The sequence below is a fragment of the Rhizobium sp. 18065 genome, assembly GCF_902706095.1.
In the GTDB taxonomy this organism is placed as follows: Bacteria; Pseudomonadota; Alphaproteobacteria; order Rhizobiales; family Rhizobiaceae; genus Allorhizobium.
In genome coordinates this window covers 95,743-122,396 of sequence record NZ_CACSJP010000007.1, presented here as the reverse complement: position 1 = coordinate 122,396, position 26,654 = coordinate 95,743, and the positions used below count along the sequence as shown (strand labels likewise).

Annotated in this window: 27 protein-coding genes; 24 read left to right on the top strand and 3 right to left on the bottom strand. The window is 60.6% G+C overall.

From position 1 onward, the window contains the following. The first annotated feature begins 2 nt into the window (after positions 1-2). From GVK95_RS17240 to GVK95_RS17230, 3 genes are read left to right on the top strand one after another with little or no spacing between them, the layout of a single operon-like run. Positions 3-296 (top strand): YciI-like protein, encoded by a 294-nt coding sequence (locus tag GVK95_RS17240; RefSeq protein WP_159951839.1) that lies wholly within the window; start codon positions 3-5, stop codon positions 294-296. A 5-nt stretch (positions 297-301) separates the two neighbouring features. Beyond that, positions 302-733, top strand: coding sequence for an EVE domain-containing protein (locus GVK95_RS17235; RefSeq protein ID WP_159951837.1), 432 nt, complete (start codon positions 302-304; stop codon positions 731-733). Between the two features lie 4 nt (positions 734-737). After that, on the top strand, positions 738-1,382 hold the full coding sequence (locus tag GVK95_RS17230; RefSeq protein ID WP_159951826.1) for a methyltransferase: 645 nt from the start codon (positions 738-740) through the stop codon (positions 1,380-1,382). A gap of 24 nt (positions 1,383-1,406) precedes the next feature. Here the strand turns inward: GVK95_RS17230 and GVK95_RS17225 are convergent, their stop codons facing one another. Next, positions 1,407-1,769 (bottom strand): hypothetical protein, encoded by a 363-nt coding sequence (locus GVK95_RS17225; protein ID WP_159951824.1) that lies wholly within the window; start codon positions 1,767-1,769, stop codon positions 1,407-1,409. A gap of 286 nt (positions 1,770-2,055) precedes the next feature. Here GVK95_RS17225 and sdhC point away from each other — a divergent pair, with 286 nt between their 5' ends. The 17 genes from sdhC to GVK95_RS17140 all read left to right on the top strand — a co-directional run bounded on the left by sdhC (position 2,056) and on the right by GVK95_RS17140 (position 19,406). Next, on the top strand, positions 2,056-2,448 hold the full coding sequence (gene sdhC / locus GVK95_RS17220; protein ID WP_159951822.1) for a succinate dehydrogenase, cytochrome b556 subunit: 393 nt from the start codon (positions 2,056-2,058) through the stop codon (positions 2,446-2,448). A gap of 12 nt (positions 2,449-2,460) precedes the next feature. Continuing rightward, positions 2,461-2,841, top strand: a complete 381-nt coding sequence (gene sdhD / locus GVK95_RS17215; RefSeq protein ID WP_159951820.1) for a succinate dehydrogenase, hydrophobic membrane anchor protein — start codon at positions 2,461-2,463, stop codon at positions 2,839-2,841. Between the two features lie 6 nt (positions 2,842-2,847). Continuing rightward, positions 2,848-4,692, top strand: a complete 1,845-nt coding sequence (gene sdhA, locus GVK95_RS17210; RefSeq protein ID WP_159951818.1) for a succinate dehydrogenase flavoprotein subunit — start codon at positions 2,848-2,850, stop codon at positions 4,690-4,692. Positions 4,693-4,710: 18 nt separating this feature from the next. Next, positions 4,711-5,490 carry a succinate dehydrogenase iron-sulfur subunit gene (locus GVK95_RS17205; RefSeq protein WP_159951816.1) on the top strand — a complete coding sequence of 260 codons (780 nt, stop codon included), beginning with the start codon at positions 4,711-4,713 and terminating at the stop codon, positions 5,488-5,490. 192 nt (positions 5,491-5,682) lie between these two features. Further along, positions 5,683-6,216: a protease inhibitor Inh/omp19 family protein gene (locus GVK95_RS17200; RefSeq protein WP_159951814.1), complete on the top strand. Its 534-nt coding sequence runs from the start codon at positions 5,683-5,685 to the stop codon at positions 6,214-6,216. 58 nt (positions 6,217-6,274) lie between these two features. Further along, a complete protein-coding gene (gene zapE, locus GVK95_RS17195; RefSeq protein WP_159951812.1) occupies positions 6,275-7,444 on the top strand; it encodes a cell division protein ZapE in 1,170 nt (389 codons plus the stop codon). A 171-nt stretch (positions 7,445-7,615) separates the two neighbouring features. Continuing rightward, positions 7,616-8,578 carry a malate dehydrogenase gene (gene mdh, locus GVK95_RS17190; RefSeq protein WP_159951810.1) on the top strand — a complete coding sequence of 321 codons (963 nt, stop codon included), beginning with the start codon at positions 7,616-7,618 and terminating at the stop codon, positions 8,576-8,578. A 31-nt stretch (positions 8,579-8,609) separates the two neighbouring features. Then, positions 8,610-9,803, top strand: coding sequence for an ADP-forming succinate--CoA ligase subunit beta (gene sucC / locus GVK95_RS17185; protein ID WP_159951808.1), 1,194 nt, complete (start codon positions 8,610-8,612; stop codon positions 9,801-9,803). Positions 9,804-9,820: 17 nt separating this feature from the next. Continuing rightward, positions 9,821-10,723, top strand: coding sequence for a succinate--CoA ligase subunit alpha (sucD, locus tag GVK95_RS17180; RefSeq protein ID WP_007605162.1), 903 nt, complete (start codon positions 9,821-9,823; stop codon positions 10,721-10,723). A 160-nt stretch (positions 10,724-10,883) separates the two neighbouring features. Beyond that, positions 10,884-13,868: a 2-oxoglutarate dehydrogenase E1 component gene (locus GVK95_RS17175; RefSeq protein WP_159951806.1), complete on the top strand. Its 2,985-nt coding sequence runs from the start codon at positions 10,884-10,886 to the stop codon at positions 13,866-13,868. Positions 13,869-13,926: 58 nt separating this feature from the next. Further along, on the top strand, positions 13,927-15,144 hold the full coding sequence (gene odhB / locus GVK95_RS17170) for a 2-oxoglutarate dehydrogenase complex dihydrolipoyllysine-residue succinyltransferase (RefSeq protein ID WP_159951804.1): 1,218 nt from the start codon (positions 13,927-13,929) through the stop codon (positions 15,142-15,144). A gap of 12 nt (positions 15,145-15,156) precedes the next feature. Then, the gene (locus tag GVK95_RS17165; RefSeq protein WP_159951802.1) at positions 15,157-15,570 is read left to right on the top strand and encodes an MAPEG family protein; all 414 of its coding nucleotides are present in this window, start codon (positions 15,157-15,159) and stop codon (positions 15,568-15,570) included. A gap of 11 nt (positions 15,571-15,581) precedes the next feature. Beyond that, on the top strand, positions 15,582-16,082 hold the full coding sequence (locus GVK95_RS17160; RefSeq protein WP_159951800.1) for a hypothetical protein: 501 nt from the start codon (positions 15,582-15,584) through the stop codon (positions 16,080-16,082). Beyond that, the gene (locus tag GVK95_RS17155; protein WP_159951798.1) at positions 16,079-16,831 is read left to right on the top strand and encodes an SDR family oxidoreductase; all 753 of its coding nucleotides are present in this window, start codon (positions 16,079-16,081) and stop codon (positions 16,829-16,831) included. Before GVK95_RS17160 ends, GVK95_RS17155 begins: the two co-directional genes overlap by 4 nt. 25 nt (positions 16,832-16,856) lie before the next feature. Then, positions 16,857-18,263, top strand: a complete 1,407-nt coding sequence (gene lpdA / locus GVK95_RS17150; RefSeq protein ID WP_159951796.1) for a dihydrolipoyl dehydrogenase — start codon at positions 16,857-16,859, stop codon at positions 18,261-18,263. A gap of 138 nt (positions 18,264-18,401) precedes the next feature. Next, positions 18,402-18,899: a cytochrome b gene (locus tag GVK95_RS17145; protein WP_159951794.1), complete on the top strand. Its 498-nt coding sequence runs from the start codon at positions 18,402-18,404 to the stop codon at positions 18,897-18,899. Between the two features lie 27 nt (positions 18,900-18,926). Continuing rightward, a complete protein-coding gene (locus GVK95_RS17140; RefSeq protein WP_159951792.1) occupies positions 18,927-19,406 on the top strand; it encodes a DUF2867 domain-containing protein in 480 nt (159 codons plus the stop codon). On the opposite strand, the gene GVK95_RS17135 is transcribed toward GVK95_RS17140, so the two are convergent. Continuing rightward, positions 19,407-20,498, bottom strand: coding sequence for a TraB/GumN family protein (locus GVK95_RS17135; RefSeq protein WP_159951790.1), 1,092 nt, complete (start codon positions 20,496-20,498; stop codon positions 19,407-19,409). Between the two features lie 76 nt (positions 20,499-20,574). Further along, positions 20,575-21,498, bottom strand: a complete 924-nt coding sequence (locus tag GVK95_RS17130; RefSeq protein ID WP_159951788.1) for a tyrosine recombinase XerC — start codon at positions 21,496-21,498, stop codon at positions 20,575-20,577. Positions 21,499-21,653: 155 nt separating this feature from the next. On the opposite strand from GVK95_RS17130, the gene GVK95_RS17125 reads away from it, so the two are divergent. From GVK95_RS17125 to GVK95_RS17110, 4 genes are all read left to right on the top strand, one after another. After that, complete coding sequence (locus GVK95_RS17125; protein ID WP_159951786.1) at positions 21,654-22,559, top strand: 1-acyl-sn-glycerol-3-phosphate acyltransferase; 906 nt, start codon at positions 21,654-21,656, stop codon at positions 22,557-22,559. Positions 22,560-22,587: 28 nt separating this feature from the next. Then, positions 22,588-23,724, top strand: coding sequence for an AAA family ATPase (locus GVK95_RS17120; RefSeq protein WP_159951784.1), 1,137 nt, complete (start codon positions 22,588-22,590; stop codon positions 23,722-23,724). 46 nt (positions 23,725-23,770) lie between these two features. Beyond that, complete coding sequence (locus tag GVK95_RS17115; protein ID WP_159951782.1) at positions 23,771-25,984, top strand: primosomal protein N'; 2,214 nt, start codon at positions 23,771-23,773, stop codon at positions 25,982-25,984. A gap of 107 nt (positions 25,985-26,091) precedes the next feature. Further along, positions 26,092-26,475: a DUF4345 domain-containing protein gene (locus tag GVK95_RS17110; RefSeq protein ID WP_159951780.1), complete on the top strand. Its 384-nt coding sequence runs from the start codon at positions 26,092-26,094 to the stop codon at positions 26,473-26,475. Positions 26,476-26,654: the final 179 nt, after the last annotated feature.

The following is a 26,654-nucleotide window of genomic DNA, read 5'->3' as shown; positions in this document are numbered from 1 at the left end:
TCATGCTGTTTGCCGTCATCTGCGCCGACAAGCCCGGTCATCTCAACCTCAGAATGGAAACGCGGCCGCCGCATGTGGAATGGCTGAACGGCCTGAACGCTGCCGGCACGCTCAAGATCGGCGGCCCGTTCCTCGACAGCGACGGCAAGCCCTGCGGGTCGATGCTGCTGATCGCAGCCGACAGCCTGGAGGACGCCAAGGCTGTCGCAGCGCAGGATCCCTATGCCAAGGCCGGCCTGTTCGAAACGGTCGAGATCAAACCCTATAACTGGGTCTTCAACAACCCGGAGGCGTGAGCAGCATGGCGTTCTGGCTCTACAAGTCCGAGCCGTTCAAGTGGTCCTGGCAGATGCAGAAGGATGCGGGCGCCACCGGTACCGAATGGACCGGTGTGCGCAATTATCTGGCGCGCAACAACATGCGGGCGATGAAGATCGGCGACAAGGGCTTCTTCTATCATTCGAACGAAGGGCTCGAAGTCGTCGGCATCGTCGAGGTCTGTGCTCTGTCGCATCCGGACTCCACCGCTGAAGGCGATGCGCGCTGGGACTGCGTCGACATCCGGGCTGTCTGTGACATGCCGAAGCCCGTCACGCTGAAAGACGTGAAGGCGAGTTCGGCACTGGAAAAAATGGCGCTGGTTACCTCCATGCGGCTTTCTGTGCAGCCGGTGACGGAAGAGGAATATTTCGAGGTCTGCCGCATGGGCGGGCTGGAAAACCCACCGGTCTGAGCCTTTGAAAACAGATCCCGAGCGTTTCATCCTCGACAATACAAGTCTGCTTGCGCCGCCGCATGTGCCGGAAATCCGGCTGCATCTGGCGAGCGAGGTTCACGACCTGTGGCTGAAGACCGAGGATGACCTCGAGGCGATCGGCCTGCCGCCGCCGTTCTGGGCGTTCGCCTGGGCCGGCGGCCAGGGGCTTGCGCGCTACGTCCTGGATCATCCCGAGACCGTGCGCGGCAAGCGGGTTCTCGATTTTGCCAGCGGCTCCGGCCTGGTGGCGATTGCTGCGGCCATGGCCGGGGCTTCCGATGTGGTGGCCGCAGATATCGATCCGTGGGCGAAAAATGCCGTGCGGCTGAATGCCGCGGCGAATGGCGTGACGCTCGATTTCACCAATGACGACCTGATCGGCATGTCGGTGGATGCGGATGTCGTTCTGGCCGGTGACGTGTTTTACGACGGAGATTTTGCCGCGGCGCTGAAGGGCTGGTTCGGGCGATTGGCGGCAGCCGGCACGATGGTCCTTGTCGGCGATCCGGGCCGGAGTTACCGGCCGACTGAACATCTGGAAGCGCTTGCCACCTATCAGGTGCCGGTCACACGGGTGCTGGAAGACAGCGAAGTGAAGAAGACGACCGTCTGGCGGTTCGTCTGAGCCGATTTCGCTGGGCAGGCGGGTTCAGGGGCGAATCACGCAGACGCCGGCTTCAAACGAGCAGGCGGCACCGGGTGCATCCTCAGAAATCTCGATGATCCGCGCCTTGGGCGCCTTGTAGGACACGACGGCAGGCCTGGCTGTGCCATCGCGATAGAAATAGATTCCATTGCCCTTGATGCGAACAGCCGCGATATTTCCGGCAAAGGTGCCGACGCCCGGCACCACCGAAGGAAGGCCGTTGCCGCCGATCACGGCCTGCGACCGGTTATGATGCGACCGGTTATTATGACCATGATGGCGATAGTCTCCGGCGATGGATGCCGTGGAGAGTGCGATCGTGGCGATGGCTGCTGCGCCTGCCAGCGTGAACCGATAGACCGTCATTGGCGCGCTCCTCTGCAGCGTGGTTAACGTAACGTTAACGCACAATGCCGCATACAGTTGCTAAAGTCATCCGCCGACGTGGTTTTTTCGTAAGGGGGATATTGGGGTGCTGCCTAGGCTAAAGTTCTATCGAACCGAATCGATTAAATTGAAAACGTCAAGCGAATGTGCTTGTCGTCCGGGGTGTCGAGGATTAAAGCCGTGATGCAGTGCACCCGATCTGGGCTGCGAACACTGTAATGGATCTCCGAAAACTCGGACCGCATCGAAACGCCGCGAGGTTTAGATGGCGAATGTGACGAAAAACCGGCCTCTGTCGCCGCATCTGCAAATTTACAAGCCAATCCCGACCATGATGGCGTCGATCATACACCGCATTACCGGTGCTGCGCTGTATTTCGGTACCGTGCTTGTCGCCTGGTGGCTGATCGCCATGGCGTCGGGTGGTGTGTACTACGACTGGGTGCAGTGGGCGATGAACTCGATCATCGGCAAGCTGATCCTGATCGGCTACACTTGGGCGCTGATGTATCACATGCTCAGCGGCCTTCGCCACTTCATGTGGGATCTCGGCTATGGCTTCGAGAAGCATTTTACCACCAAACTGGTGAAGGTCTCCTTCGTCGTGTCACTCTGTCTGACCGCGCTGATCTGGGTCATCGCCTACATCGTGCGCTAGGGAGATAAATTCATGGATATGCGTACACCTCTCGGCAAGGTTCGCGGTCTTGGATCCGCCAAGGATGGCACCGAGCATTTCTGGCGCCAGCGCGTCACGGCCGTCGCCAACGTTCCGCTCCTTATCATTTTCGTCGTCTTCCTCGTCATGTACGGCGGCGCGCCGTATGAAGAAGTGACGGCCGCCCTGTCGAACCCGCTGGTTGCGGTGATCATGGGCCTGGTGGTCATCTCCGGCATCATTCACATGAAGCTTGGCATGCAGGTCATCGTCGAAGACTACGTGCACGCGGAAATTCCGAAGCTCGTGCTTCTGATGCTCAACACATTCTTTGCAATCTTGATGGGCGCGCTCTGTCTTTTCGCCATCTTGAAGATCGCATTCGTAGGATAATTCAAAATGGCACCCACTCATAACACTGCCCCGAACGGCAAGGCCTATATCTACGTCGACCATTCCTACGACGTCGTGGTCGTTGGTGCCGGTGGCGCCGGTCTGCGCGCGACGCTTGGAATGGCCGAGCAGGGCTTCAAGACCGCCTGCATCACCAAGGTTTTCCCGACCCGTTCGCATACGGTTGCGGCGCAGGGTGGTATTGCCGCCTCGCTCAACAACATGACGCCGGACTCGTGGCAGTGGCATCTGTATGACACTGTCAAGGGGTCCGACTGGCTCGGTGACGTCGATGCCATGCAGTATCTCGCCATGGAAGCGCCGAAGGCGGTCTATGAGCTCGAGCATTACGGCGTGCCGTTTTCACGCAACGAGGAAGGCAAGATCTACCAGCGGCCGTTCGGCGGTCATATGCAGAACTACGGCGAAGGCCCGCCGGTGCAGCGCACCTGCGCTGCCGCCGACCGGACCGGCCACGCCATCCTGCACACACTGTATGGCCAGTCGCTCAAGCACAATGCCGAGTTCTTCATCGAATATTTCGCCCTCGACCTGATCATGTCCGAGGACGGCAGCAAATGCACCGGCGTCGTCGCCTGGAACCTCGACGATGGTACCATCCACCGCTTCTCGGCGAAGATGGTCGTGCTGGCGACCGGCGGTTATGGCCGCGCCTATTTCTCCGCGACTTCGGCCCATACCTGCACCGGCGACGGCGGCGGCATGGTTGCCCGCGCTGGCCTGCCCCTGCAGGACATGGAATTCGTGCAGTTCCATCCGACTGGCATCTATGGTGCGGGCTGCCTGATCACCGAGGGCGCACGCGGCGAAGGCGGTTATCTGGTCAATTCCGAGGGTGAACGCTTCATGGAGCGTTATGCACCGTCAGCCAAGGACCTTGCCTCGCGTGACGTTGTCTCGCGCTGCATGACGCTGGAAATCCGCGAGGGTCGCGGCGTCGGCAAGAACAAGGACCACATCTACCTGCATCTCGACCATCTGGATCCGGCGGTCCTGAATGAGCGCCTGCCAGGCATTTCGGAATCGGCGAAGATTTTTGCCGGCGTCGATGTCACCCGCGAGCCGATCCCGGTCCTGCCGACCGTGCACTACAACATGGGCGGCATCCCGACCAACTACTGGGGCGAAGTGCTGAATGCCGACAGCGACAATCCGGAACGGGTTCTGCCCGGCCTGATGGCGGTCGGCGAAGCCGGTTGCGCTTCGGTGCACGGCGCCAACCGTCTCGGCTCCAACTCGCTGATCGACCTGGTCGTCTTCGGTCGTGCTGCGGCCATCCGCGCGGCTGAGGTCATCGACCGTGCAGTGCCGATCCCGGCGCTGAACACTGCCGCCTGCGACAAGATCATGGATCGCTTCGACAGCATCCGCAATGCCAGTGGCTCGACGCCGACTGCCGTCTTGCGTGACAAGATGCAGCGCGCCATGCAGGAAGACGCCGCCGTGTTCCGCACACAGGACGCGCTGGAAAGCGGCTGCCGCCGCATTTCGGCGATCTGGAAGGAACTACCCGACATCAAGGTCACCGACCGCTCGATGATCTGGAATTCCGATCTGGTCGAAACGCTCGAACTGCACAACCTCATGGCCAATGCGATCACCACGGTCTATGGCGCCGAGGCCCGCAAGGAAAGCCGCGGCAGCCACGCTCGCGAAGACTATGTCGACGGTCCTTTCTCCGGCCGCGACGACGTCAACTGGCGCAAGCATACGCTGGCCTGGGTCAACGAGGCCGGCGACGTGAAACTCGACTACCGCCCGGTTCACACTGAACTCATTGCCGAAGGCATCGATCCCTACAAGATCGCGCCCAAGGCACGTGTTTATTGATCTGCAGAGGAACTGGACATGGTTGAACTCGCTCTCCCCAAGAACTCCCAGATGACCGAAGGCAAGGTCTGGCCGAAGCCGACCGCTGCCAAGAATGTTCGTGAATACCGCGTCTATCGCTGGAACCCGGATGACGGCCAGAACCCGCGCATCGATACATTCTACATCGATATCGACGATTGCGGCCCGATGGTTCTCGATGGGCTTTTGTACATCAAGAACAATATCGACCCGACGCTGACGCTGCGTCGCTCCTGTCGCGAAGGCATCTGCGGATCTTGCGCGATGAATATCGACGGGACGAACACGCTGGCCTGCACCAAGGGCATGGACGAGATCAATGGCACGGTGAAAGTCTATCCGCTGCCGCATATGCCGGTGGTCAAGGATCTCATTCCGGACCTGACCAATTTCTATGCGCAGCATCGTTCGATCGAGCCGTGGCTCAAGACCGTTTCTCCGGCGCCTGCCAAGGAATGGAAACAGAGCCATGAGGATCGCCAGAAGCTCGACGGTCTCTACGAGTGCATTCTCTGCGCCTGCTGCTCGGCCTCCTGTCCGAGCTATTGGTGGAATGGCGACCGTTATCTCGGTCCCGCCGTTCTGCTGCAGGCCTATCGCTGGCTGATCGACTCCAGAGACGAGGCGACCGGCGAGCGTCTCGACAATCTCGAGGATCCCTTCCGCCTCTATCGCTGCCACACGATCATGAATTGCGCGCAGGCCTGCCCGAAGGGTCTCAACCCTGCCAAGGCGATTGCCGAGATCAAGAAGATGATGGTGGAGCGCCGCGTCTGATCGGCAAGGTCAACGTCTAGGCAAATTATCAAGGCCGCCCGGTTTCGACTTGGGCGGCCTTATTTTGTCCGCATATCAACGGCCTATCGTCAAATTGCCATATGGAACTTGATTAACCATATGCGCGTAACATATTTCTAACCTAGATATACGGCAGATTGCGGCAAGCGTCGCTTGAGCGGGAGTGTGATGATGAAATTGAACCACGCGGTCACGGGAATGGCCATTGTACTGGCGCTCGCAGGTTGTCAGCGGACGTCCTACAACAGCTCGGCCGCTGCCAACAGCGCTCTGCCGCCGCTGCAGGCTTCTCCCGTTCCCTCGGTTCAGTCCGGTCAGTTGCCGCCTCCCGGTGCTGCCGATCCGTCGCAGTTTCCTTCCGCTCCGACCAATACGGCGGCGATGACCCCGGGCGTCGGTACGGCTGCCCCTCCGGCCACCGCGCTGGATGTGACGAAGGAGTCCATGGTTGGCAATTGGCGTGTCCAGAATGCCGGTGCGAGCTGTGACATGTTCCTGACCCTGACCAATCTTGGCAGCGGGTCACGTGGTGGTACTCGTGGTTGTGCCGGCGAACTGACGGCAATGGGTTCGTGGGAGGTTTCCGGCCGGCAGGTCCTCCTGAAGGACCGCAACGGCAACACGATCGGCAGTCTCTACAAGACCGCCGACGCGCGCTTCGATGGGTCGACCAATTCCGGTCAGCCCGTCAGCCTGAGCCGCTAATCCCTCCCTTATCCCTGCGGCAGCCGGATGAGGCTGTCGCGCAGGCAGAGCCTTATCCATGCAGCCTATTCCCGATTATGCACTCAGCGTCGTAGAACAGCTGCGGGCAATGACCGATGCTGGCACGCTGAAGGCGGATCCGGCGCAATTGGCCGTGGCAGGCAAGCTTGATCGGATCCTCAGTGAGCTGAAAAGCCGCCGCCCGGCCGCCAAGAAAAGCGCGCTGGGCTGGATCTTCGCGCAAAAGCGCAAGCCCGAGCAGCCGATCAGAGGGCTTTACGTGCACGGCAGTGTTGGTCGCGGCAAGACCATGCTGATGGATCTGTTTTTCAATCTGGCCCCGGTCGAGAAGAAGCGGCGGGCGCATTTTCATGAATTCATGGCCGATGTGCATGGGCGTATCCACGCTCATCGGCAAAAGCTGAAGGCCGGTGAGACGAAGCAGGCCGATCCGGTGCCGCCTGTGGCGGCAGCTTTGCGCGAAGAGGCCGAACTGCTGTGCTTCGACGAATTCACCGTAACCGACATCGCCGATGCAATGATCCTGGCACGGTTGTTCACCGAACTGTTTGCGCGCGGCTGCACGCTGGTCGCGACCTCCAATGTCGAGCCAACCAATCTCTACCGGGATGGCCTCAACCGCGGGCTCTTTCTGCCGTTTGTCGATCTGCTGAAACGGTATGTCGAAGTGGCAACGCTCGATTCTCCGACGGATTACCGGATGGAGAAGATGGAGAGCCTGCCGGTCTATGTCGCGCCTCTGTCGCCTGAAGCTCGCCATCAGCTCGACCTTGCCTGGCGCCATGTCACGGACGGCGCGCCGGAAGCCCCTGTGTCGATCGAGATGAAGGGCCGGCAGGTCGATATCCCGCGTGCCGTCGGCCGTATGGCCCGTTTCACCTTCCATGATCTGTGCGGCAAGCCGCTCGGAGCATCGGACTATCTGGCGATTGCGCAGCGGTTCGACGTGATCTTTGTCGAAGACGTGCCGCATCTCGGGCCGGAAAAGCGCAACGAGATGAAACGGTTCATCATTCTGATCGATGCCCTCTATGACGCAAGTGTTCGGCTGTTTGTCTCCGCCGCCGCCATGCCCGAGCTTCTGCTGACCGAGAAAAAGGGCACGGAAGGCTTCGAATTCGATCGTACTATTTCCCGACTATTTGAGATGCGCAGTGCAGACTATCTCGAGCTTCATCAGGCAAATCGTCACGATTCTGACATCTGAATGTCGCAATATCTTACGTTTACGTAAGTATTTGATCATCTAACCGATTGAAATTTATACACCGAAAATTATCGATTGCGATTCTATGTGGTTAGGTCTATTCGGTCTGTCCACAAGGATGGACTAACACTCGTCTCGACCTTGGTTATGGATCTAAAAGGAAGCTCTTCAATGGCGCGCAATAAGATCGCTCTTATCGGTTCTGGAATGATTGGTGGAACGCTGGCGCATCTCGCCGGTCTGAAGGAACTGGGCGACATCGTCCTGTTCGACATTGCTGATGGCATCCCGCAGGGCAAGGGTCTCGACATTGCCCAGTCTTCGCCGGTCGAAGGCTTCAATGCGAAGATGACTGGCGCAAGCGACTATTCCGCCATCGAAGGCGCAGACGTCTGCATCGTCACCGCCGGTGTCGCCCGCAAGCCAGGCATGAGCCGCGACGACCTGCTCGGTATCAACCTCAAGGTCATGGAACAGGTCGGCGCCGGCATCAAGAAGTATGCTCCGAACGCCTTCGTCATCTGCATCACCAACCCGCTCGACGCGATGGTCTGGGCGCTGCAGAAGTTCTCCGGCCTGCCGAAGAACATGGTCGTCGGCATGGCTGGCGTGCTCGACTCGTCGCGCTTCCGCCTCTTCCTCTCCGAAGAATTCAACGTTTCCGTCCAGGACGTCACGGCGTTCGTTCTCGGCGGCCATGGCGATACGATGGTACCGCTCGCCCGCTACTCGACCGTTGGCGGCATTCCGCTGACCGATCTGGTCAAGATGGGCTGGGTCACCAAGGAACGTCTGGAAGAAATCATCCAGCGTACCCGTGATGGCGGCGCCGAAATCGTCGGCCTGCTGAAGACCGGCTCTGCCTATTACGCCCCGGCAGCGTCCGCGATCGAAATGGCCGAGTCCTTCCTCAAGGACAAGAAGCGCGTTCTGCCTGCTGCCGCCTATCTTTCTGGCCAGTACGGCGTGAAGGACATGTATGTCGGTGTTCCGACGATCATCGGTGCCGGCGGCATCGAGCGCATCATCGAGGTCGAATTCACCAAGGACGAAGAAGCCGCCTTCCAGAAGTCGGTCAGTGCGGTTGCCGGGCTTTGCGAAGCCTGCATCAACATCGCGCCTACTCTCAAGTAATTGCCATTCCGCCCAAGACAGGGACACGACAATGAATATTCATGAATACCAGGCCAAGGCTCTTCTGAAGAGCTTTGGTGCACCGGTCGCCGAAGGTGTGGCGATCTTTTCTGCCGAAGAAGCCGAAGCTGCCGCAAAGCAGCTTCCTGGCCCGCTCTACGTGGTCAAGAGCCAGATCCATGCAGGCGGTCGCGGCAAGGGCAAGTTCAAGGAACTCGGTCCGGACGCCAAGGGCGGCGTTCGCCTGGCTTTCTCGATCGATGAAGCCAAGAGCCATGCCAAGGAAATGTTCGGTAACACGCTGGTCACCGCCCAGACCGGCGACGCCGGCAAGCAGGTCAACCGCCTGTATATCGAAGACGGTGCCGACATCGCCCGCGAACTCTACTGCTCGCTGCTCGTCGACCGCTCGGTCGGCCAGGTGGCTTTCGTCGTTTCGACCGAAGGCGGCATGGACATCGAAGCTGTCGCACATGACACGCCGGAAAAGATCCACACGATCGCCATCGCTCCGGAAGCCGGCGTGACGGATGCCGACATCGCTGCCATCTCGAAGGCACTCGAGCTTTCGGGTGCTGCTGCCGAAGATGCCAAGTCGCTGTTCCCGATCCTCTACAAGGCCTTCGTCGAGAAGGACATGGCGCTGCTCGAGGTCAACCCGCTGATCGTCATGAAGAATGATCATCTGCGCGTCCTCGACGCCAAGATGTCGTTCGACGGCAACGCGCTGTTCCGTCACGACGACGTCAAGGCGCTGCGCGACGAGACCGAAGAAGACGCCAAGGAAATCGAAGCCTCCAAGTGGGACCTCGCCTACGTGGCGCTCGACGGCAATATCGGCTGCATGGTCAACGGTGCCGGTCTCGCGATGGCGACGATGGACATCATCAAGCTGTACGGCAAGGAGCCGGCAAACTTCTGCGACGTCGGCGGTGGTGCCGGCAAGGAGAAGGTTGCGGCTGCGTTCAAGATCATCACGGCTGACCCGAAGGTCGAGGGCATCCTCGTCAACATCTTCGGCGGCATCATGAAGTGCGACGTCATCGCCGAAGGCGTTGTCGCAGCGGTTCAGGAAGTCGGCCTCAAGGTTCCGCTCGTTGTTCGCCTCGAGGGCACCAATGTCGATCTTGGCAAGAAGATCCTCAACGAATCCGGTCTTGCGATCACCGCTGCTGACGACTTGGACGATGCTGCCAAGAAGATCGTCGCTGCGATCAAAGCCTAATCTGAGGAACCTGATACATGTCTATTCTCGTTAATAAAGACACCAAGATCCTCGTTCAGGGCCTGACCGGCAAGACCGGTTCGTTCCACACTGAACAGGCGCTCGCTTATTACGGCACCAAGATGGTCGGTGGTATCCACCCGAAGAAGGGTGGCGAAACCTGGACAGGTTCGAAGGGCGAAAGCCTGCCGATCTTCGCGACCGTTGCCGAAGCCAAGGAACGCACCGGCGCCGACGCCTCGGTCATCTACGTTCCACCGGCAGGCGCTGCCGACGCGATCATCGAGGCGATCGACGCCGAGATCCCGTTCATCACCTGCATCACCGAAGGCATCCCGGTCATGGACATGGTTCGCGTCAAGGCTCGCCTCGACCGCTCCAAGTCGCGCCTGCTCGGCCCGAACTGCCCAGGCGTGCTGACGCCGGAAGAATGCAAGATCGGCATCATGCCGGGCTCCATCTTCCGCAAGGGTTCGGTCGGTATCGTTTCGCGCTCCGGCACGCTGACCTATGAAGCCGTGTTCCAGACGTCGAACGAAGGCCTCGGCCAGACGACGGCTGTCGGCATCGGCGGCGACCCGGTCAAGGGCACCGAGTTCATCGACATGCTGGAAATGTTCCTCGCCGATGAAGCCACCCAGTCGATCATCATGATCGGCGAAATCGGCGGCTCGGCTGAAGAAGATGCAGCCCAGTTCCTGATCGACGAAGCCAAGAAGGGCCGTAAGAAGCCGATGGCAGGCTTCATCGCCGGTCGTACGGCGCCGAAGGGCCGCACGATGGGTCATGCCGGTGCTGTCGTTTCGGGCGGCAAGGGCGACGCAGAATCGAAGATCGAAGCCATGGAAGCGGCCGGCATCAAGGTTTCGCCTTCCCCGGCACGCCTCGGCAAGACGCTGGTCGAAGTCCTCAAGGGCTGACCCTATATAAAGCAAGTGCCAGGCAAGGGGATCGGTTCATCATCTCTTTGCCTGGTTTCGGCATTTAAATCGAAGGCCCCGCACGCACGCGGGAAAGCGGCAGACCGGATCCGGTCATCATCTCAATTCGGGAGGCGAGCCAGGGCGCTCGCGAAACACCATGAGTAGGCAAGAAGCCAACGAGCAGTTCCTGATCACGTCCTTTCTCGACGGATCGAACGCAGCCTATATCGAACAGCTTTACGCGCGCTATCAGGAAGATCCGTCGTCGCTATCGGGCGAATGGCAGTCCTTCTTCAAGGCGCTTGCAGACAATCCGGCCGATGTGAAAAAAGCCGCATCCGGCGCTTCATGGCAGCGGAAAAACTGGCCGATCGCGGCCAATGGCGAGCTTGTCTCGGCGCTCGACGGCAATTGGGGCACGATCGAAAAGGTCGTCGAGACCAAGGTGAAGGCCAAGGCCGAAGCCGCCGGTCAGCCGATCTCGGAAACCCAGGTTCTCCAGGCGACCCGCGACAGCGTGCGCGCCATCATGATGATCCGCGCCTATCGCATGCGCGGTCACCTGCATGCCAATCTCGATCCGCTCGGGCTTGCCGCACCGGTTGACGACTATAACGAACTGTCGCCGGCTGCCTACGGCTTCACCGAGGCCGATTTCAGCCGCAAGATCTTCATCGACAACGTGCTGGGTCTCGAATACGCGACCATTCCGCAGATGCTCGATATCCTCAAGCGCACCTATTGTTCGACGCTCGGCGTCGAATTCATGCATATCTCCGATCCGGAAGAAAAGGCGTGGATCCAGGAACGCATCGAAGGTCCGGGCAAGGGTGTGGAATTCACCCCGATCGGCAAGAAGGCGATCCTGCAGAAGCTGATCGAGGCGGAAGGCTTCGAGCAGTTCATCGACGTCAAGTACAAGGGCACCAAGCGCTTCGGTCTCGATGGCGGTGAATCGCTGATCCCGGCGCTGGAGCAGATCATCAAGCGTGGCGGCCAGGAAGGCCTTGAGGAAGTCGTTCTCGGCATGGCCCATCGCGGCCGCCTGAACGTTCTGACCAACGTCATGGCCAAGCCGCATCGCGCGGTGTTCCACGAGTTCAAGGGCGGTTCGTTCAAGCCCGATGAAGTCGAAGGCTCCGGCGACGTGAAGTACCATCTGGGTGCTTCGTCCGACCGTGAGTTCGACGGCAACAAGGTTCACCTGTCGCTGACGGCAAACCCGTCGCATCTGGAAATCGTCAACCCTGTGGTCATGGGCAAGGCCCGCGCCAAGCAGGACCAGCTCGCCAAGACTTGGGACGGCGATGTCATCCCGCTCAAGGAACGCTCGAAGGTCCTGCCGCTGCTGCTGCATGGCGATGCGGCGTTTGCCGGCCAAGGTGTGGTTGCCGAAATCCTCGGCCTGTCCGGCCTGCGCGGTCACCGCGTTGCCGGCACCATGCATGTGATCATCAACAACCAGATCGGTTTCACCACCAATCCGGCCTTCTCGCGTTCGTCGCCTTATCCGTCGGACGTCGCCAAGATGATTGAGGCGCCGATCTTCCACGTCAACGGCGACGATCCTGAGGCAGTCACCTATGCTGCCAAGATCGCCACCGAATACCGGATGAAGTTCCACAAGCCTGTCGTCATTGACATGTTCTGCTATCGCCGCTTCGGCCATAACGAAGGCGACGAGCCGGCGTTCACGCAGCCGAAGATGTACAAGGTCATTCGTGCTCACAAGACGGTCGCGCAGATCTATGCCGAGCGCCTGATCGCCGAAGGCCTGATGACCGATGGCGAATTCGAGAAGATGAAGGCCGACTGGCGCGCCAATCTCGAGACCGAATTCGAGGCAGGACAGAGTTACAAGCCGAACAAGGCCGACTGGCTGGACGGCCAGTGGTCGGGCCTGCGCTCGGCTGACAATGCCGACGAACAGCGTCGTGGCAAGACCGCCGTGCCGATGAAGCAGCTCAAGGAAATCGGCCGCAAGCTGTCGGCTATTCCGGAAGGTTTCAAGGCGCATCGCACGATCCAGCGCTTCATGGACAACCGTTCGCAGATGATCGAGACCGGCGAGGGTATCGATTGGGCAATGGCCGAGGCGCTTGCCTTCGGGTCACTGGTCGTCGATGGCCACAAGATCCGCCTCTCTGGCCAGGATTGCGAACGCGGCACGTTCAGCCAGCGCCATTCGGTTCTCTACGATCAGGAAACCGAAGATCGTTTCATTCCGCTCGCCAATCTTGCGCCGAACCAGGCCAAGTATGAAGTGATCAACTCGATGCTGTCGGAAGAAGCCGTACTCGGCTTCGAATACGGCTATTCGCTGGCCCGTCCTAACGCGCTGACGCTCTGGGAAGCCCAGTTCGGCGACTTCGCCAATGGTGCACAGGTCGTGTTCGACCAGTTCATCTCGTCTGGCGAACGCAAGTGGCTGCGCATGTCCGGCCTCGTCTGCCTGCTGCCGCATGGCTACGAAGGTCAGGGTCCGGAACATTCGTCGGCCCGTCTCGAACGCTGGCTGCAGATGTGCGCCGAAGACAATATGCAGGTTGCCTATTGCACGACGCCGGCCAACTACTTCCATATCCTGCGCCGTCAGATGAAGCGTGACTTCCGCAAGCCTTTAATCCTGATGACACCGAAGTCACTTCTGCGCCACAAGCGGGCCACGTCGAGCCTTGCCGAAATGGCCGGCGAATCGTCCTTCCACCGCTTGCTGTGGGATGATGCCGAAGTGATCAAGGACGGCCCGATCAAGTTGCAGAAGGATGCCAAGATCCGTCGCGTCGTGATGTGCTCGGGCAAGGTCTACTACGACTTGCTCGAAGAGCGCGAAAAGCGAGGTATCGACGACATCTATCTGCTGCGTATCGAACAGCTCTATCCGTTCCCGGCCAAGGCCCTGATCAACGAGCTGTCGCGCTTCCGCAATGCCGAGATGGTCTGGTGCCAGGAAGAGCCGAAGAACATGGGCGCATGGTCTTTCATCGACCCTTACCTCGAATGGGTTCTCGCCCATATCGACGCCAAGTATCAGCGTGTTCGCTACACCGGTCGTCCGGCTGCGGCATCGCCGGCAACGGGCCTGATGTCGAAGCATCTCGCCCAGCTCGAAGCCTTCCTGGAGGACGCACTGGGCGGTTGATCCGCCCAGTCACCATCCCCTTCGACCGAAACGTTCTCTGATTAACGGAATTGAGATCATGGCCACTGAAATCCGCGTACCCACCCTTGGCGAATCCGTCAGCGAAGCCACTATCGGCACCTGGTTCAAGAAGGTCGGCGATGTCGTCAAGGCTGACGAGCCGCTCGTCGAACTGGAAACCGACAAGGTCACGGTCGAAGTGCCGTCGCCGGTCTCGGGCGTCCTGACCGAAATCGTCGCTCAGAATGGCGAGACCGTCGGTCTCGGCGCACTGCTCGGCCAGATCAGCGAAGGCGCTGCCGGCAGCGTATCTGCAGCTCCGGCTGCCGCACCGGCCCCGGCTGCTGCACCCGCTGCCGCCGCACCGGCTCCGGCCGCCGCCGCAATGCCGGCAGCGCCAGCAGCGGCCAAGGTTGCTGCCGACAACAATATCTCGACGGCTGATGTCGATGGATCCGGCAAGCGTGGCCAGGTGCTGAAGGGCGACGTGCTGGCTGCCATCGCCAAGGGCTCTTCCGCTCCGGCAGCAGTTGCCGCGCCGGCTGCTCCGCGTCCCGCATCGGGCGCCAACGATGTGGTGCGCGAAGAGCGCGTGAAGATGACGCGCCTGCGCCAGACGATCGCCAAGCGCCTGAAGGATGCCCAGAATACCGCAGCCATGCTGACCACCTATAACGAGGTGGATATGTCGGCCGTGATGAGCCTGCGCACCAAGTACAAGGATATCTTCGAGAAGAAGCATGGCGTGAAGCTCGGCTTCATGGGCTTCTTCACCAAGGCGATCACGCATGCGCTGAAGGAACTGCCGGCCGTTAACGCCGAGATCGACGGCACCGACATCATCTACAAGAACTATTGTCACGTTGGCATGGCCGTAGGCACCGACAAGGGCCTGGTTGTTCCGGTCATTCGCGATGCCGACCAGATGACGGTTGCCGAAATCGAGAAGGAACTGGGACGCCTTGCCAAGGCTGCCCGTGACGGCTCGCTGTCGATGGCCGACATGCAGGGCGGTACCTTCACGATCACCAATGGCGGTGTCTATGGTTCGCTGATGTCTTCGCCGATCCTGAACGCGCCGCAGTCGGGCATTCTCGGCATGCACAAGATCCAGGATCGCCCGGTTGCCATCGGCGGTCAGGTCGTCATCCGTCCGATGATGTATCTGGCTTTGTCCTATGACCACCGCATCGTCGACGGCAAGGAAGCCGTGACCTTCCTGGTTCGCGTCAAGGAAAGCCTGGAAGATCCGGAACGTCTGGTTCTCGATCTCTAAGGAGCAGCCGTGATGGATCCGCTTGCCGTGTTGGCCTCTCCGCTCCTGCCCTTGATCGGCGGGAGCGTGATCCTTCTGGTTCTGCATGTGCTCATGCAGTCTATGATTGCCACTACGGAACTTGGTTCGGCCTGGAATGCGGGTCCACGCGACGAAGAGAAAAGGCCGGCGGGCAAATTCGCCGGTCGGGCGGAACGGGCATCTTCCAATTTCCGCGAGACCTATCCCGGCTTTCTGGCCCTTGCCTTCGGCCTGCTGCTTGCCGGTAAGACTGCGGGAATCGGGCTTGCCGGCGCCGGCGTCTGGATGGCGTGCCGGATTGTCTATATCCCGCTCTATCTGGGCGGCATTCCCTATGTGCGGTCGCTGGTTTGGTTGGGTTCAATGGCGGGCATGGGGCTGATGTTCCTCGCCCTTATGTTCTAGGACGATAGGCGATGTTGGGCTTACGCGCGCTTTCCGGCTCAGCCATCCTGACCCTCCTGGCTCAGCCGTTGATGGCGGCCGACTGCCCGATCGAACGGGCGATCTATGCCGAAGCTGAAACCGGGGCCGAACTGCGCTTTCGAGTGGCAAGCGGCGAAAACACTCCGGTCAGCAATGGCTTTTCACTGATTGCCAAAAGCGCCGCCAAGTCTCTGGATGGCCATGTGATCTATGATCCGGAAATCGAGCGGCCGGTCGCGATGATCATGAACAATTGCCCGGAAGGTGACGTGACTGGCGCTGATCTTGCTGCCTGCACCGTCTGGAAAGGCATCATCTACAGCGTAGACACGGCCTCCGGCCACATCGACCTCTTGCCGCCGGAAGGCACTGCCGCGCCCGACAGCCTGCTGCTTCCGGGGTTTGGCCCTGCTTATGCTCAGTCCTCTTTCGGCAAATCGCTGGAAACGGCACCGTGGGACGTCTTCGAATTCAAGGGCTGTGCATCATGAGCGATCGGCCCGTTCTTCTTGTTACCGGCGGCAGCCGTGGTATCGGCGCTGCAGTTGTGCTGAAGGCAGCAGGTGCCGGCTGGGACGTGCTGATCAACTATGTTTCGAACCGGACAGCGGCGGAAGAACTGGGCGCCGAGGTGCGTCTGCTGGGCGTGCGCGCCGAAATCGTGCAGGGTGACACCGGGACTGAAGAGGGCATAGCGGCTATCTTTGCCGCCGTCGATCAGCAATTCGGCAGGCTCGATGGCCTGGTCAACAATGCCGGCGTTGTCGATCAGACGGCACGGGTTGAAGACTATAGCCGCCAGCGACTGGACCGGATGTTTGCCATCAACGTGATCGGCAAGATCCGCTGTGCTTCCGAGGCGGTCAAGCGCATGTCGACGGCCCATGGCGGACGCGGCGGGCCGATCGTCAATATTTCGTCGATGGCTGCCGTGCTTGGCAGTCCGGGCCAGTATGTCGATTATGCGGCATCAAAGGGGGCCGTCGATACGTTCACGATCGGTCTTGCGCGCGAAGTCGCCAGCGAGGGCATCCGCGTGAATGCCATCCGGCCCGGTGTGATCGACACCGATATCCATGCCTCCGGCGGACTGCCGGATCGCGCGGCGGCCATGGCGCCGAGCATCCCGATGCAGCGGCCCGGCACGTCCGAGGAAATTGCTGACGCCGTTCTTTATCTCATCTCCAGCCAGGCATCCTATGTGACTGGCGCCATCTTGAATGTCAGCGGCGGACGGTAGTCGCCGAAAACGAAGGAAGCATCCCATGTCTTATGATGTTGTCATTATCGGCTCCGGCCCTGGCGGTTATGTCTGCGCGGTGAAGGCTGCACAGCTCGGTCTCAAGGTCGCGGTCGTTGAAAAGCGCGCCACCTATGGCGGTACCTGCCTGAATGTCGGCTGCATTCCCTCCAAGGCGCTGCTGCACGCTTCGGAAGTCTTCCATCATGCCGGCCATGGCATGGCCGACCTCGGTGTAGAAGTCAGCACGCCGACCCTCAACCTCGGCAAGATGATGGCGCACAAGGATGCGACCGTGAAGTCGAATGTCGATGGCGTTTCCTTCCTGTTCAAGAAGAACAAGATCGACGGCTTTATCGGCACCGGCAAGATCGTGTCTGCCGGCAAGGTGTCTGTCACCGCTGACGATGGCAAGGTGCAGGAAATCGAGGCGAAGAACATCGTCATCGGCACCGGCTCCGATGTTGCCGGCATTCCCGGCGTTCCGGTCGAAATCGACGAGAAGGTGATCATTTCCTCGACCGGCGGCATCGCGCTGGACAAGGTGCCGGCTCACATGATCGTGGTCGGCGGCGGCGTCATCGGCCTCGAACTCGGTTCCGTCTGGATGCGTCTCGGCGCCAAGGTGACCGTGGTCGAATATCTCGACAAGCTGCTCGGCGGCATGGACGGCGACGTGTCCAAGCAGTTCCAGCGCATGATGGCCAAGCAGGGCATGGACATCCGCACCGACGCCAAGGTCACCGGCGTCGAGAAGACTGCCTCTGGTGCCAAGGTCACCTATGAACCGGTCAAGGGCGGCGACGCGCAGTCGCTTGAAGCCGACGTGGTGCTGATCGCCACCGGCCGCAAGCCGTACACGGCCGGCCTTGGTCTCGAAGAGGCGGGCGTTGCACTCGACAACCGTGGTCGCGTCGAGATCGATGGTCACTTCAAGACAAATGTCGCCGGGATCTTCGCGATCGGCGACGTGGTCAAGGGTCCAATGCTGGCGCACAAGGCTGAAGACGAGGGCGTGGCGCTTGCCGAAATCCTCGCCGGCCAGCATGGCCATGTGAACTATGATGTCATTCCGGGCGTCGTCTATACCCAGCCGGAAGTCGCTTCCGTCGGCAAGACCGAGGAAGAGCTGAAGGCTGCGGGCATTGCCTACAAGGTCGGCAAGTTCCCGTTCACGGCCAATGGTCGCGCCCGTGCGATGGTCGCAACGGACGGCTTCGTCAAGATTCTTGCCGACAAGGATACTGATCGCGTGCTCGGTGGTCATATCATCGGCTTCGGCGCCGGCGAGATGATCCACGAAATTGCCGTGCTGATGGAATTCGGTGGTTCTTCGGAAGATCTCGGCCGCACCTGCCATGCGCATCCGACGATGTCGGAAGCGGTCAAGGAAGCCGCGCTCGCTACCTTCTTCAAGCCGATCCACATGTAATCGGCCGCTTCTCGAAAGAGGAGTAAAATTGGAAATTATTATATTTCCGTAATCTTCTAAGCCGCGGCTTGTGCTTCAAGTCGCGGCTTTTATCATCTGGAGGCAATATTCCGCAAATGCTTGATAAAGGGCAAGAATATGACCTCCGCAGTCTCGGTTTACTCCATTCCGCAACGCGTGCTTCATTGGCTGATGGCCGCGTTGATCATTTTCAACTTGCTGGTCGCGGAAGCGATGGAAGAGACGGTGGAGGCTTTCGAGGACGGCAATGTGCCGTCTGTCGATGATCTCGCCGGCGCCAATCTGCACGCCTATGTCGGCATTGCGGTGCTCTGTCTCGCCGTGATCCGGCTGGTGCTGCGGGTCGTGCAGGGCGCACCGGATGCGCCGGCCGATGAGCCGCCGATGTTCAAGCTGGCCGCCAAAGTGGCGCATTGGAGCTTTTACGGGCTGTTCATCGCCATTCCGTTCAGCGGCATAGGCAAATACTATTTCGGCAATGACATTGCCGGCTTCCTGCATGGCGGCCCGCTCAAGTCGCTGATGTGGCTATTGATCGCAGTGCATATTCTGGCGGTGCTGGTACACCAGTTCTACTGGAAGACGTCGCTCGCCCAACGCATGACCAAGGGCTGACGGGTAGCAGACAGCGTGGAGCCGCTCATGGCATTGGCAAGATCCGAGATCGTCACCTTGCCGCATCCGGCTTTGCCGGCGGCTGACTGGGCCGATTGTTATGTCCTGAGCGTCAAGGAGGCGGATATGCGGGCGATTGACGCCGCCCGGCGCGTACTCGGTTCTGCACCGGGATGGATCCGGTCGTTGCTTGCTTTGCGCAACCGTATCGTTGGCGTAGTCGGGCTCAAGTCCGCCGAGCTGAAAGTCGGCGCGGCCGGTTCAGTCGGCGCGTTTCCGATCGTCAGCGAGGGGGACCGGCAGGTGGTGCTTGGCTTCAATGACAAACATCTCGATTTCCGCATCGTGGTCGATGTGCGGCCGGATGGCGGGCGGGGCAGCGTCGTGGCGGTCACGACCGTTGTCGACCGCCACAATATGGGCGGTCGGGCCTATATCGCGCTGATCACGCCGTTCCACAAGGCGATCGTCAAGTCGCTGTTGAGCCGGCTTGAGCCGAAATCCTGATCAGCCGCCGACGACCGTCAGCGTGTATCCATCCTTGCGCAGCAATTCGACAAGGCCTTCTGCGCCGGGCAGGTGCAGGGCACCAACGGCGATGAAGGCATTGCCCTTTTCCAGATGCGGTAGGCTGCCTTTGGCCATCACGACATTTCTGTCCTGGACAATGCGGCGCTCGAAGGCGGCATAGGCGCTGTCGTCCTTGTCGGACCCACTCGGCGTGACCGCTTCCAGCATTGGCATGGTCATGCCGATCTCGCCCGAGAGATAGATTTCCGTCATGGTCTCGATGACGTCTTCCATCTTGTCGCCAAGCGCCATGGTCTCGATCAGTGCCTTGAAATGGAACTCGACCGGCAGGTCCGCCATGGCCTGCAATTGCTCGACCAGAGTTTCCAGTCCGGCGACCGGCTTGCCGGCCTTGATCGCATCCTCGGCAATCTGCTTGTCGAGGAAGGATGCGCCGGCCGCCTTGCGGGAAATCTCGCAGGCCGGCAGGGCAACGAAGCTGGCCAGGATCCAGGGTTTCATCCTGGCGACCGTGGCAAGCGACAGACCACGCTGCTTCAGGCCCTCGTCCAGTTCAGTCACCTGCTCGGGGTTGAGGTGGTCCTTGACCGTCTTGCCGTCGGTAAACATGGTCAGTTCGGGATGCATGAGGAGGGCCGCACCGGCCTTTTTCTCGTCGAGGATCTCGTCTGATTCGATGACGATGATGTCGGCTTTTGCCGCTGCCTCGCGGGCACCTTCCGGCATGGTCAGGACGCGCGGGTCGGTGACATGCATGGTGCCGAGCAGCCAGGATGGCTTCACGCCTTCCTTCTCGATCTTCCAGAAAATGCCCTTGCCATTGGGTGTCTTGGCCGCCTCGGCGCGGACCTTGTCCAATGCTGCCGGATCGTCGCGCTGCATGGCGACAAGCAGGTTCTCGCCCGTGCATTTGACGTCATCGGCCCTCGCCGGCGAGAGGCTGAACAGCACCAGCATCAGCGACAGCAGAAAAGCCAGCGGCAGGGCGCCTGCCAGCCAAAGCGCTGCGTCGGCCATCGACAGGCGAGACAGATAGGGACGAATATTTTGCAGCAATGGCGCGTTCATGGCGGATCCCGTTTGATCGCGGCAGACTAGGCCGGTTGCTCCTCACGATCTGTTAAGGATCGTGGTTAATGCAGGCTCAGGCGCGCGGATGGGCGCGGTCGTAGATGTCGAGCAGGCGGGCTGAATCAACGCCGGTATAGATCTGCGTTGTCGACAGGCTGGCATGGCCGAGCAGTTCCTGGATCGTGCGCAGATCGCCGCCGCTGCCAAGCAGATGGGTGGCAAAAGAGTGGCGAAGCGCATGCGGCGTGGCGGAATCGGGCAGGCCGAGTGCCGAGCGCAGGCGTTGCATCTCGCGCTGGATGATCGCCGGCTGAAGCTTTGCGCCGCGGGCGCCGCGGAAGATCGGCTCATTGTCCGGCAGATGGTAGGGGCAGAGCTTCGCATAGGTCTCGACCGCATTGGCCACGACCGGCAACAGCGGCACAAGCCGCGTCTTGCCGCCCTTGCCGGTGACGCGCAGACTTGTGGCCTTTGCGTGAAATGCGGCCGGCGTCAGGTCGAGTGCTTCGGCAATGCGCAGGCCGCAGCCATAGAGTAGAGAGAGCACGGCGGCATCCCGCGCGGCGATCCATGGCTCCTCGTTCATCTGCGTATCGCGATCGACGACTTTCAGCGCCTGGCCGCCGGTCAGTGGTTTCGGCAGAGACTTCGGCTGCTTGGGCGAGCGGATTGCGCTGGCGCCGGCGGCGTTGACGAGATTCTTGCGCTCGAGATAGCGGAGGAAGGATCGAAGGCCGGCCAGGTGGCGGCCCAACGACCGCGCGCCATCGCCGTCCTTGCGGCGGGCTGCCAGAAAACCGCGCAGATCAGCAGGTCGAAGGTTGGCGATGTCGCTGATCTTCACCGTGCCGCCGACATAACCCGACATGAATATGAGAAACTGGCGTGTGTCGCGCTCATAGGCTTCCAGCGTATTGCCGGCCAAACGTCTTTCCGAGCCCAGGCTTTCCAACCAGGCAGCCCGTTCGCCAAGGAGTGTTTCGTCTGCAGGGATCAAAGCGGGCCTTTCAGCGTTTCCACGATTGATGGCGCATGTGTGAGAATGTCTGACGATGCCGCCAGCGGGTTAGGATAAGACTAACGAGGCGAAATTGTCATGCTCGGATCACACTCGACTGCGATAGAAGCTGTGTCCAACAGGCGAGGTAGATAATGTCGCGTCGTGATCCCGTGGCGACCTTCGGTCAAATCGCAGATACCGTATCGCTGTTTTCCCATGGTCGCCCTGGCCACATCGTCGATACGCTGATTGCCGAACGCGGTCAGAAAATCGTCACGCATCCGCTGTGGCCGGTGATGCGACCGTTCATCTACAGTCTTCTTCGGTATGACAAAGCGATCGAGTTCGCCAATGACATCGCCAACATGCCGGGATTCCAGGCGTTCGAATACCTGAGCGCCGTGCTTGACCTGACGATCAGGGTCAAAGCGCCGGAGCGCATTCCAGCCAGGGGCGGTTTCATTCTGGTCAGCAATCATCCGACCGGCATTGCCGATGGAGTGGCGGTGTTCGATCTCCTCAAGGATCGCAGGCCTGACATGATGTTTTATGCCAACCGTGATGCCGTGCGCGTCAATCCGCGTTTTGTCGAGATGATCATTCCGGTCGAATGGCGCGAGGAGCACAAGTCCAAGCTCAAGGCGCGCGAGACGCTGAAACTGACCAATCACGCCGTCGAGCAGCAGAAGGCGACCATCCTGTTTCCATCCGGCCGCATTGGCTATTGGGCAAATGGCCGGCTGAATGAGCGGCCATGGAAGACATCTGCGGTGGGGCTTGCCCGCAAATACGATCTTCCGATCCTGCCTGTGCATATGAAGGCGCGCAATTCCGGCCTGTTCTACTGGCTCGCCAAATGGTCGACGGAGCTGCGCGACATGACGGTGTTCCACGAACTGCTGAACAAGAAGGGTGATCTGTTCGAATTCACCATCGGCAATCTGATTGCGCCGGATGAGCTGGACGGCGATCCGGTGGATGTGACCAGGGCACTGGAGCGCCACACCGTGCATGCACTCGCCAATGATGAAAATGCCTGCTTCGGCCGCCATTTCTAAGCCACATGCCATCGGTTAAGGTGGCCGCATGCAGCTCAGGTCCATGTCAGCCAGCAATTACCGATCCCTGCGCAAGATCCGCATGGATCTCGCGGGCGTAAATCTGTTCATCGGCGCCAACGGCGTCGGCAAATCCAATCTCTATCGTTCGTTGCAATTGGTGCAGGCGGCCGTCCGCGGCAGGCTTGCCCACGAGATTGCAGCGGAAGGCGGCATGGCGTCGGCGCTGTGGTCCGGTCAGAGACGGACTGAAAAGAATTTCCGTATCAAGTTCGAAGTTGAGATCCTGGATCAGGAGCGTGCCGTCACCTTCATCTATAGTGTAGAAGCAGGCCTTCGGCCGCCGGAAGGTGCTGCAGGATTTGCCTTTGAGCCGCAGGTGAAGGCCGAGCATTTCGCCATCGAAACCGGCTCACGGCCGGTGACGATGATGAAGCGGGATGGGCCGGGGATCATGGTTCGCGATGAACGCGGCCGGATGGAGGCATATCCCGAGCAGGCGATGACGTCGGAGACGGCAATCGCGTTGCTCGGCGATGCCGGGCATTATCCCGAGGTCGGCACCTTTCGCCGCATGGTCGATGGCTGGCGGTTCTTCCATGGTTTTCGCACCGATCGCGATTCGCCGCTGCGCCGCCCATGCCTCGCGGTTACGGCGCCGATGCTGGATGAGGATGGGGGCAATCTTGCCGCGGTGCTGGCAACGCTCGTCCACACACGCCAGGACACGGTCGAGCTTGATGCTGCGATCGCATCCGCCTTCGGCGGCGCGCGATTGCGGGTGCCGGAGCCGGGCGAGCATGCTGAATTCGGCGTTATATTTCCGGATTTCCCGCAGCGGGTGTTCCATCCGCGCGAACTGTCGGACGGCCAGATCCGCTTTCTGGGTCTGGCGACCGCGCTGATGTCCTATCGCCTGCCGCCGCTGATCGCCTTGAACGAGCCGGAATCGAGCCTGCATCCCGATATGCTGGATCCGCTGGCCGACATGGTCGCCGAGGCTTCTCGGTACAGCCAGATCTGGATCGTCACCCATTCCGAACAGCTGGCGGCGGCTGTGTTTGCCCGTTGCGGGGCTCGGCCGAAACGGGTCATTCGCCAGGATGGGGCGACCTGGATCGACGGCATGCGGCTGACCGGCGCGACCGACGAAGACGACGATTAGTGTTCAGGGTTCACTTTTGTTCTGTCTCGGGGCATGGTCCGCGCCCATGAACGAAGATTCGTCCAACCTCTTTGGCAAGCTGTTTGATGCACCGGTCCGGCGCGTCGTGCCGGTGCTTGTGCCTATGCCGGCACCGACGGCCTATAGTTATGCCGTGCCCGATGGTGTCACCGTCGCGCCGGGCGCGATCGTGCAGGTGCCGCTTGGCCCCCGCCAGGTGATCGGTGTCGTCTGGGACGGCGAAGACCAGACTTCCGTCGATCCGAAGAAGCTGCGCGAGATCACCAAGGTTTTCGACAGTCCGCCGTTTGACCAGGATATGCGGACCTTTCTCGACTGGGTGGCCAATTACACGCTTTCCCCGCCGGGTTATGTCGCGCGCATGGCGCTTCGAGCGCCGGCAGCGCTGGATCCGGACCCGATGATCGAAGGCCTGCGGTTCAATGGCTACCAGCCGGAACGGATGACGCCGGCGCGGCGCAAGGTGCTGGAGCTTGCCGGAGATGGCCTTTCCTGGACAAAGAGTGGCCTTGCGCATGCCTGCGGAGTGTCCAGCAGCGTCGTCGACGGTCTGGTCACCCAAGGCGTGTTCGAGCAAGTGTTCCTGCCGCCGCCGCCGATCGTCGCGCTTCCGGATCCCGATTACGCCGAGCATCGGCTGGCCGGCCCGCAGAAGGAGGCGGCCGAGGAGATCCTCGAGGGTCTGAAGGCGGGCGGCTTTTCCGTCGCGCTGATCGATGGTGTGACCGGGTCCGGCAAGACGGAAGTCTATTTCGAGGCGATTGCCGAAACGCTGCGCCAGGGCAAGCAGGTGCTGATCCTTTTGCCGGAAATCGCGTTGACGGCGAATTTCCTCGATCGCTTCCACGATCGCTTCGGCGCAAAACCCGGCGAGTGGCATTCCGACCTGGCGACCCGCACGCGCGAAAAGGTCTGGCGCCAGGCGGCCACCGGTGAGATCCGCGTCGTGGCGGGTGCCCGCTCGGCCCTTTTCCTGCCGTTCGAAAATCTCGGCCTGATCATCGTCGACGAAGAGCATGACCCGGCGTTCAAGCAGGAAGACCGCGTCTTCTACAATGCCCGCGACATGGCGGTCGTGCGCGCCCGTATTGCCGGCTTTCCCGTCGTGCTGGTCTCGGCGACGCCCTCTGTCGAAAGCCAGGTCAATTGCATCGCCGGCCGGTACAAGCGCATCCACCTGCCGACGCGCTTTGCCGATGCGGCGATGCCGGACCTGCATCTGATCGACATGCGTCGGCATCCGCCGGAGCGTGGCGGCTTCCTCTCGCCCTTGTTGCTGCGATCCGTCGGCAAGGCCGTCGAGCGCGGCGAGCAGGCACTGCTCTTCCTCAACCGGCGTGGTTACGCGCCGCTGACGCTGTGCCGGGTTTGCGGCCATCGCTTCCAGTGTCCGCAATGCTCGAGCTGGCTGGTCGAGCACCGCTTCCGCGGCCAGATCCAGTGCCATCAATGCGGCTATCACGAGCCGACGCCGAATGCCTGCCCGGAATGCGGCACGCTCGACCATCTGGTTGCCTGCGGCCCAGGCGTGGAGCGGATCGCGGAAGAGGTCGAGAAACATTTTCCGGACGCACGGACGCTGGTGCTGTCTTCGGACCTTGGAGGGGTCAAGCGGCTGCGGCTGGAACTGGAGGCGATTGCCAACGGCGAGGCGGATATCGTTATCGGCACGCAGCTGGTGGCCAAGGGCCACAATTTTCCGCTGATGACGCTGGTCGGCATCATCGATGCGGATATCGGCCTGTCGAATGGCGATCCGCGTGCTGCCGAGCGCACCTTCCAACTGTTGTCACAGGTGACCGGGCGTGCGGGCCGTACCGGCCGCAAGAGCCTCGGCCTGTTGCAGACGTTCCAACCGCAACATCCAGTGATGCAGGCGCTGGTTTCCGGTGATGCAACGGCTTTCTATGACCGCGAGATTACCGAGCGTGAGCGTGCGCAACTGCCGCCTTACGGACGGCTGGTGTCGATCATCGTATCCGCCGACAGTCGGGCCGAGGCCGAAGGGCATGCACGGGCGCTCCGCCAATCGGCGCCCAATGAGCCGGGTATTGCCATTCTGGGGCCGGCCGAGGCGCCGCTGGCCTTGATCCGCGGCCGGCATCGCTTTCGCCTGCTCATTCATGGCAAGCGCAGCAGCGACATGCAGTCCTTTGTCAAAACCATGCTGGTACGCGGGCCGAAGGAACGGAAATCGATCCAGGTGCAGGTCGATGTCGATCCGCAAAGCTTCCTGTAGTCGTAGACGTTGCCGATTCTGCCGAAGAAAAATCGGCGAATGCGATACCGGAACCGCAGCGATTGTGGCATAAGCCGCGGCGAACATCTTCCAGGCGGGACGCTATCATGGAATTCTATTTTCCGACCGAACTCGGCGAGCAATTGGCCTTTCTCTCTGCGGCAACAACGTCGCTGATCGGCTGTTTCATTTTGTTTGCCCCAGGTATCACGCTCAATATCCTGGGCCTGATACGTCGTGACGAACGCCCCGAGGGACTGGGGGCGGCGCGCGCTGTCGGTGGCCTGATGATCGGCTTTTCGGCAACCGCCATCCTGCTGGCCCAGCCGATTGTCTATCTGGCCTTCGGCTCGGCGCTGGGGCTGGCTGCCTTCGGGCGCGTGCTGTCGATCATGTCCGATCGGGGCAGCACCTGGCGCACTGTGCTATTTCTGGTTGTGGAGGCGGTGCTCGCTTCTCTCCCGCTCGCCTATGTATTCGGTTTGATCTGAGCGCGTGAAAACCCTTTATCGACACGGGCGCCGTCAATTCGACGCAGATTTGGACAAATTTCGGCGCGAGGCCTTGCTCTTAAGGAGTAAACCGTTATTACGCGTGTTGCGAGTCTAGACCTGCTATGCTAGACGAACCGCGAAATTCGGAAAACGCAAGTGCAGAACGCTTGTGTTTT

What these genes read in the sequence shown, in the direction of transcription:
- GVK95_RS17240 (WP_159951839.1), top strand. Translation starts at nt 3, where the DNA reads ATGCTGTTTGCCGTCATCTGCGCCGACAAGCCCGGTCATCTCAACCTC.
- GVK95_RS17235 (WP_159951837.1), top strand. Translation starts at nt 302, where the DNA reads ATGGCGTTCTGGCTCTACAAGTCCGAGCCGTTCAAGTGGTCCTGGCAG.
- GVK95_RS17225 (WP_159951824.1), bottom strand. Translation starts at nt 1,769, where the DNA reads ATGACGGTCTATCGGTTCACGCTGGCAGGCGCAGCAGCCATCGCCACG.
- sdhC (WP_159951822.1), top strand. Translation starts at nt 2,056, where the DNA reads ATGGCGAATGTGACGAAAAACCGGCCTCTGTCGCCGCATCTGCAAATT.
- sdhD (WP_159951820.1), top strand. Translation starts at nt 2,461, where the DNA reads ATGGATATGCGTACACCTCTCGGCAAGGTTCGCGGTCTTGGATCCGCC.
- sdhA (WP_159951818.1), top strand. Translation starts at nt 2,848, where the DNA reads ATGGCACCCACTCATAACACTGCCCCGAACGGCAAGGCCTATATCTAC.
- GVK95_RS17205 (WP_159951816.1), top strand. Translation starts at nt 4,711, where the DNA reads ATGGTTGAACTCGCTCTCCCCAAGAACTCCCAGATGACCGAAGGCAAG.
- GVK95_RS17200 (WP_159951814.1), top strand. Translation starts at nt 5,683, where the DNA reads ATGAAATTGAACCACGCGGTCACGGGAATGGCCATTGTACTGGCGCTC.
- zapE (WP_159951812.1), top strand. Translation starts at nt 6,275, where the DNA reads ATGCAGCCTATTCCCGATTATGCACTCAGCGTCGTAGAACAGCTGCGG.
- mdh (WP_159951810.1), top strand. Translation starts at nt 7,616, where the DNA reads ATGGCGCGCAATAAGATCGCTCTTATCGGTTCTGGAATGATTGGTGGA.
- sucC (WP_159951808.1), top strand. Translation starts at nt 8,610, where the DNA reads ATGAATATTCATGAATACCAGGCCAAGGCTCTTCTGAAGAGCTTTGGT.
- sucD (WP_007605162.1), top strand. Translation starts at nt 9,821, where the DNA reads ATGTCTATTCTCGTTAATAAAGACACCAAGATCCTCGTTCAGGGCCTG.
- GVK95_RS17175 (WP_159951806.1), top strand. Translation starts at nt 10,884, where the DNA reads ATGAGTAGGCAAGAAGCCAACGAGCAGTTCCTGATCACGTCCTTTCTC.
- odhB (WP_159951804.1), top strand. Translation starts at nt 13,927, where the DNA reads ATGGCCACTGAAATCCGCGTACCCACCCTTGGCGAATCCGTCAGCGAA.
- GVK95_RS17165 (WP_159951802.1), top strand. Translation starts at nt 15,157, where the DNA reads ATGGATCCGCTTGCCGTGTTGGCCTCTCCGCTCCTGCCCTTGATCGGC.
- GVK95_RS17160 (WP_159951800.1), top strand. Translation starts at nt 15,582, where the DNA reads ATGTTGGGCTTACGCGCGCTTTCCGGCTCAGCCATCCTGACCCTCCTG.
- GVK95_RS17155 (WP_159951798.1), top strand. Translation starts at nt 16,079, where the DNA reads ATGAGCGATCGGCCCGTTCTTCTTGTTACCGGCGGCAGCCGTGGTATC.
- lpdA (WP_159951796.1), top strand. Translation starts at nt 16,857, where the DNA reads ATGTCTTATGATGTTGTCATTATCGGCTCCGGCCCTGGCGGTTATGTC.
- GVK95_RS17145 (WP_159951794.1), top strand. Translation starts at nt 18,402, where the DNA reads ATGACCTCCGCAGTCTCGGTTTACTCCATTCCGCAACGCGTGCTTCAT.
- GVK95_RS17140 (WP_159951792.1), top strand. Translation starts at nt 18,927, where the DNA reads ATGGCATTGGCAAGATCCGAGATCGTCACCTTGCCGCATCCGGCTTTG.
- GVK95_RS17135 (WP_159951790.1), bottom strand. Translation starts at nt 20,498, where the DNA reads ATGAACGCGCCATTGCTGCAAAATATTCGTCCCTATCTGTCTCGCCTG.
- GVK95_RS17125 (WP_159951786.1), top strand. Translation starts at nt 21,654, where the DNA reads ATGTCGCGTCGTGATCCCGTGGCGACCTTCGGTCAAATCGCAGATACC.
- GVK95_RS17120 (WP_159951784.1), top strand. Translation starts at nt 22,588, where the DNA reads ATGCAGCTCAGGTCCATGTCAGCCAGCAATTACCGATCCCTGCGCAAG.
- GVK95_RS17115 (WP_159951782.1), top strand. Translation starts at nt 23,771, where the DNA reads ATGAACGAAGATTCGTCCAACCTCTTTGGCAAGCTGTTTGATGCACCG.
- GVK95_RS17110 (WP_159951780.1), top strand. Translation starts at nt 26,092, where the DNA reads ATGGAATTCTATTTTCCGACCGAACTCGGCGAGCAATTGGCCTTTCTC.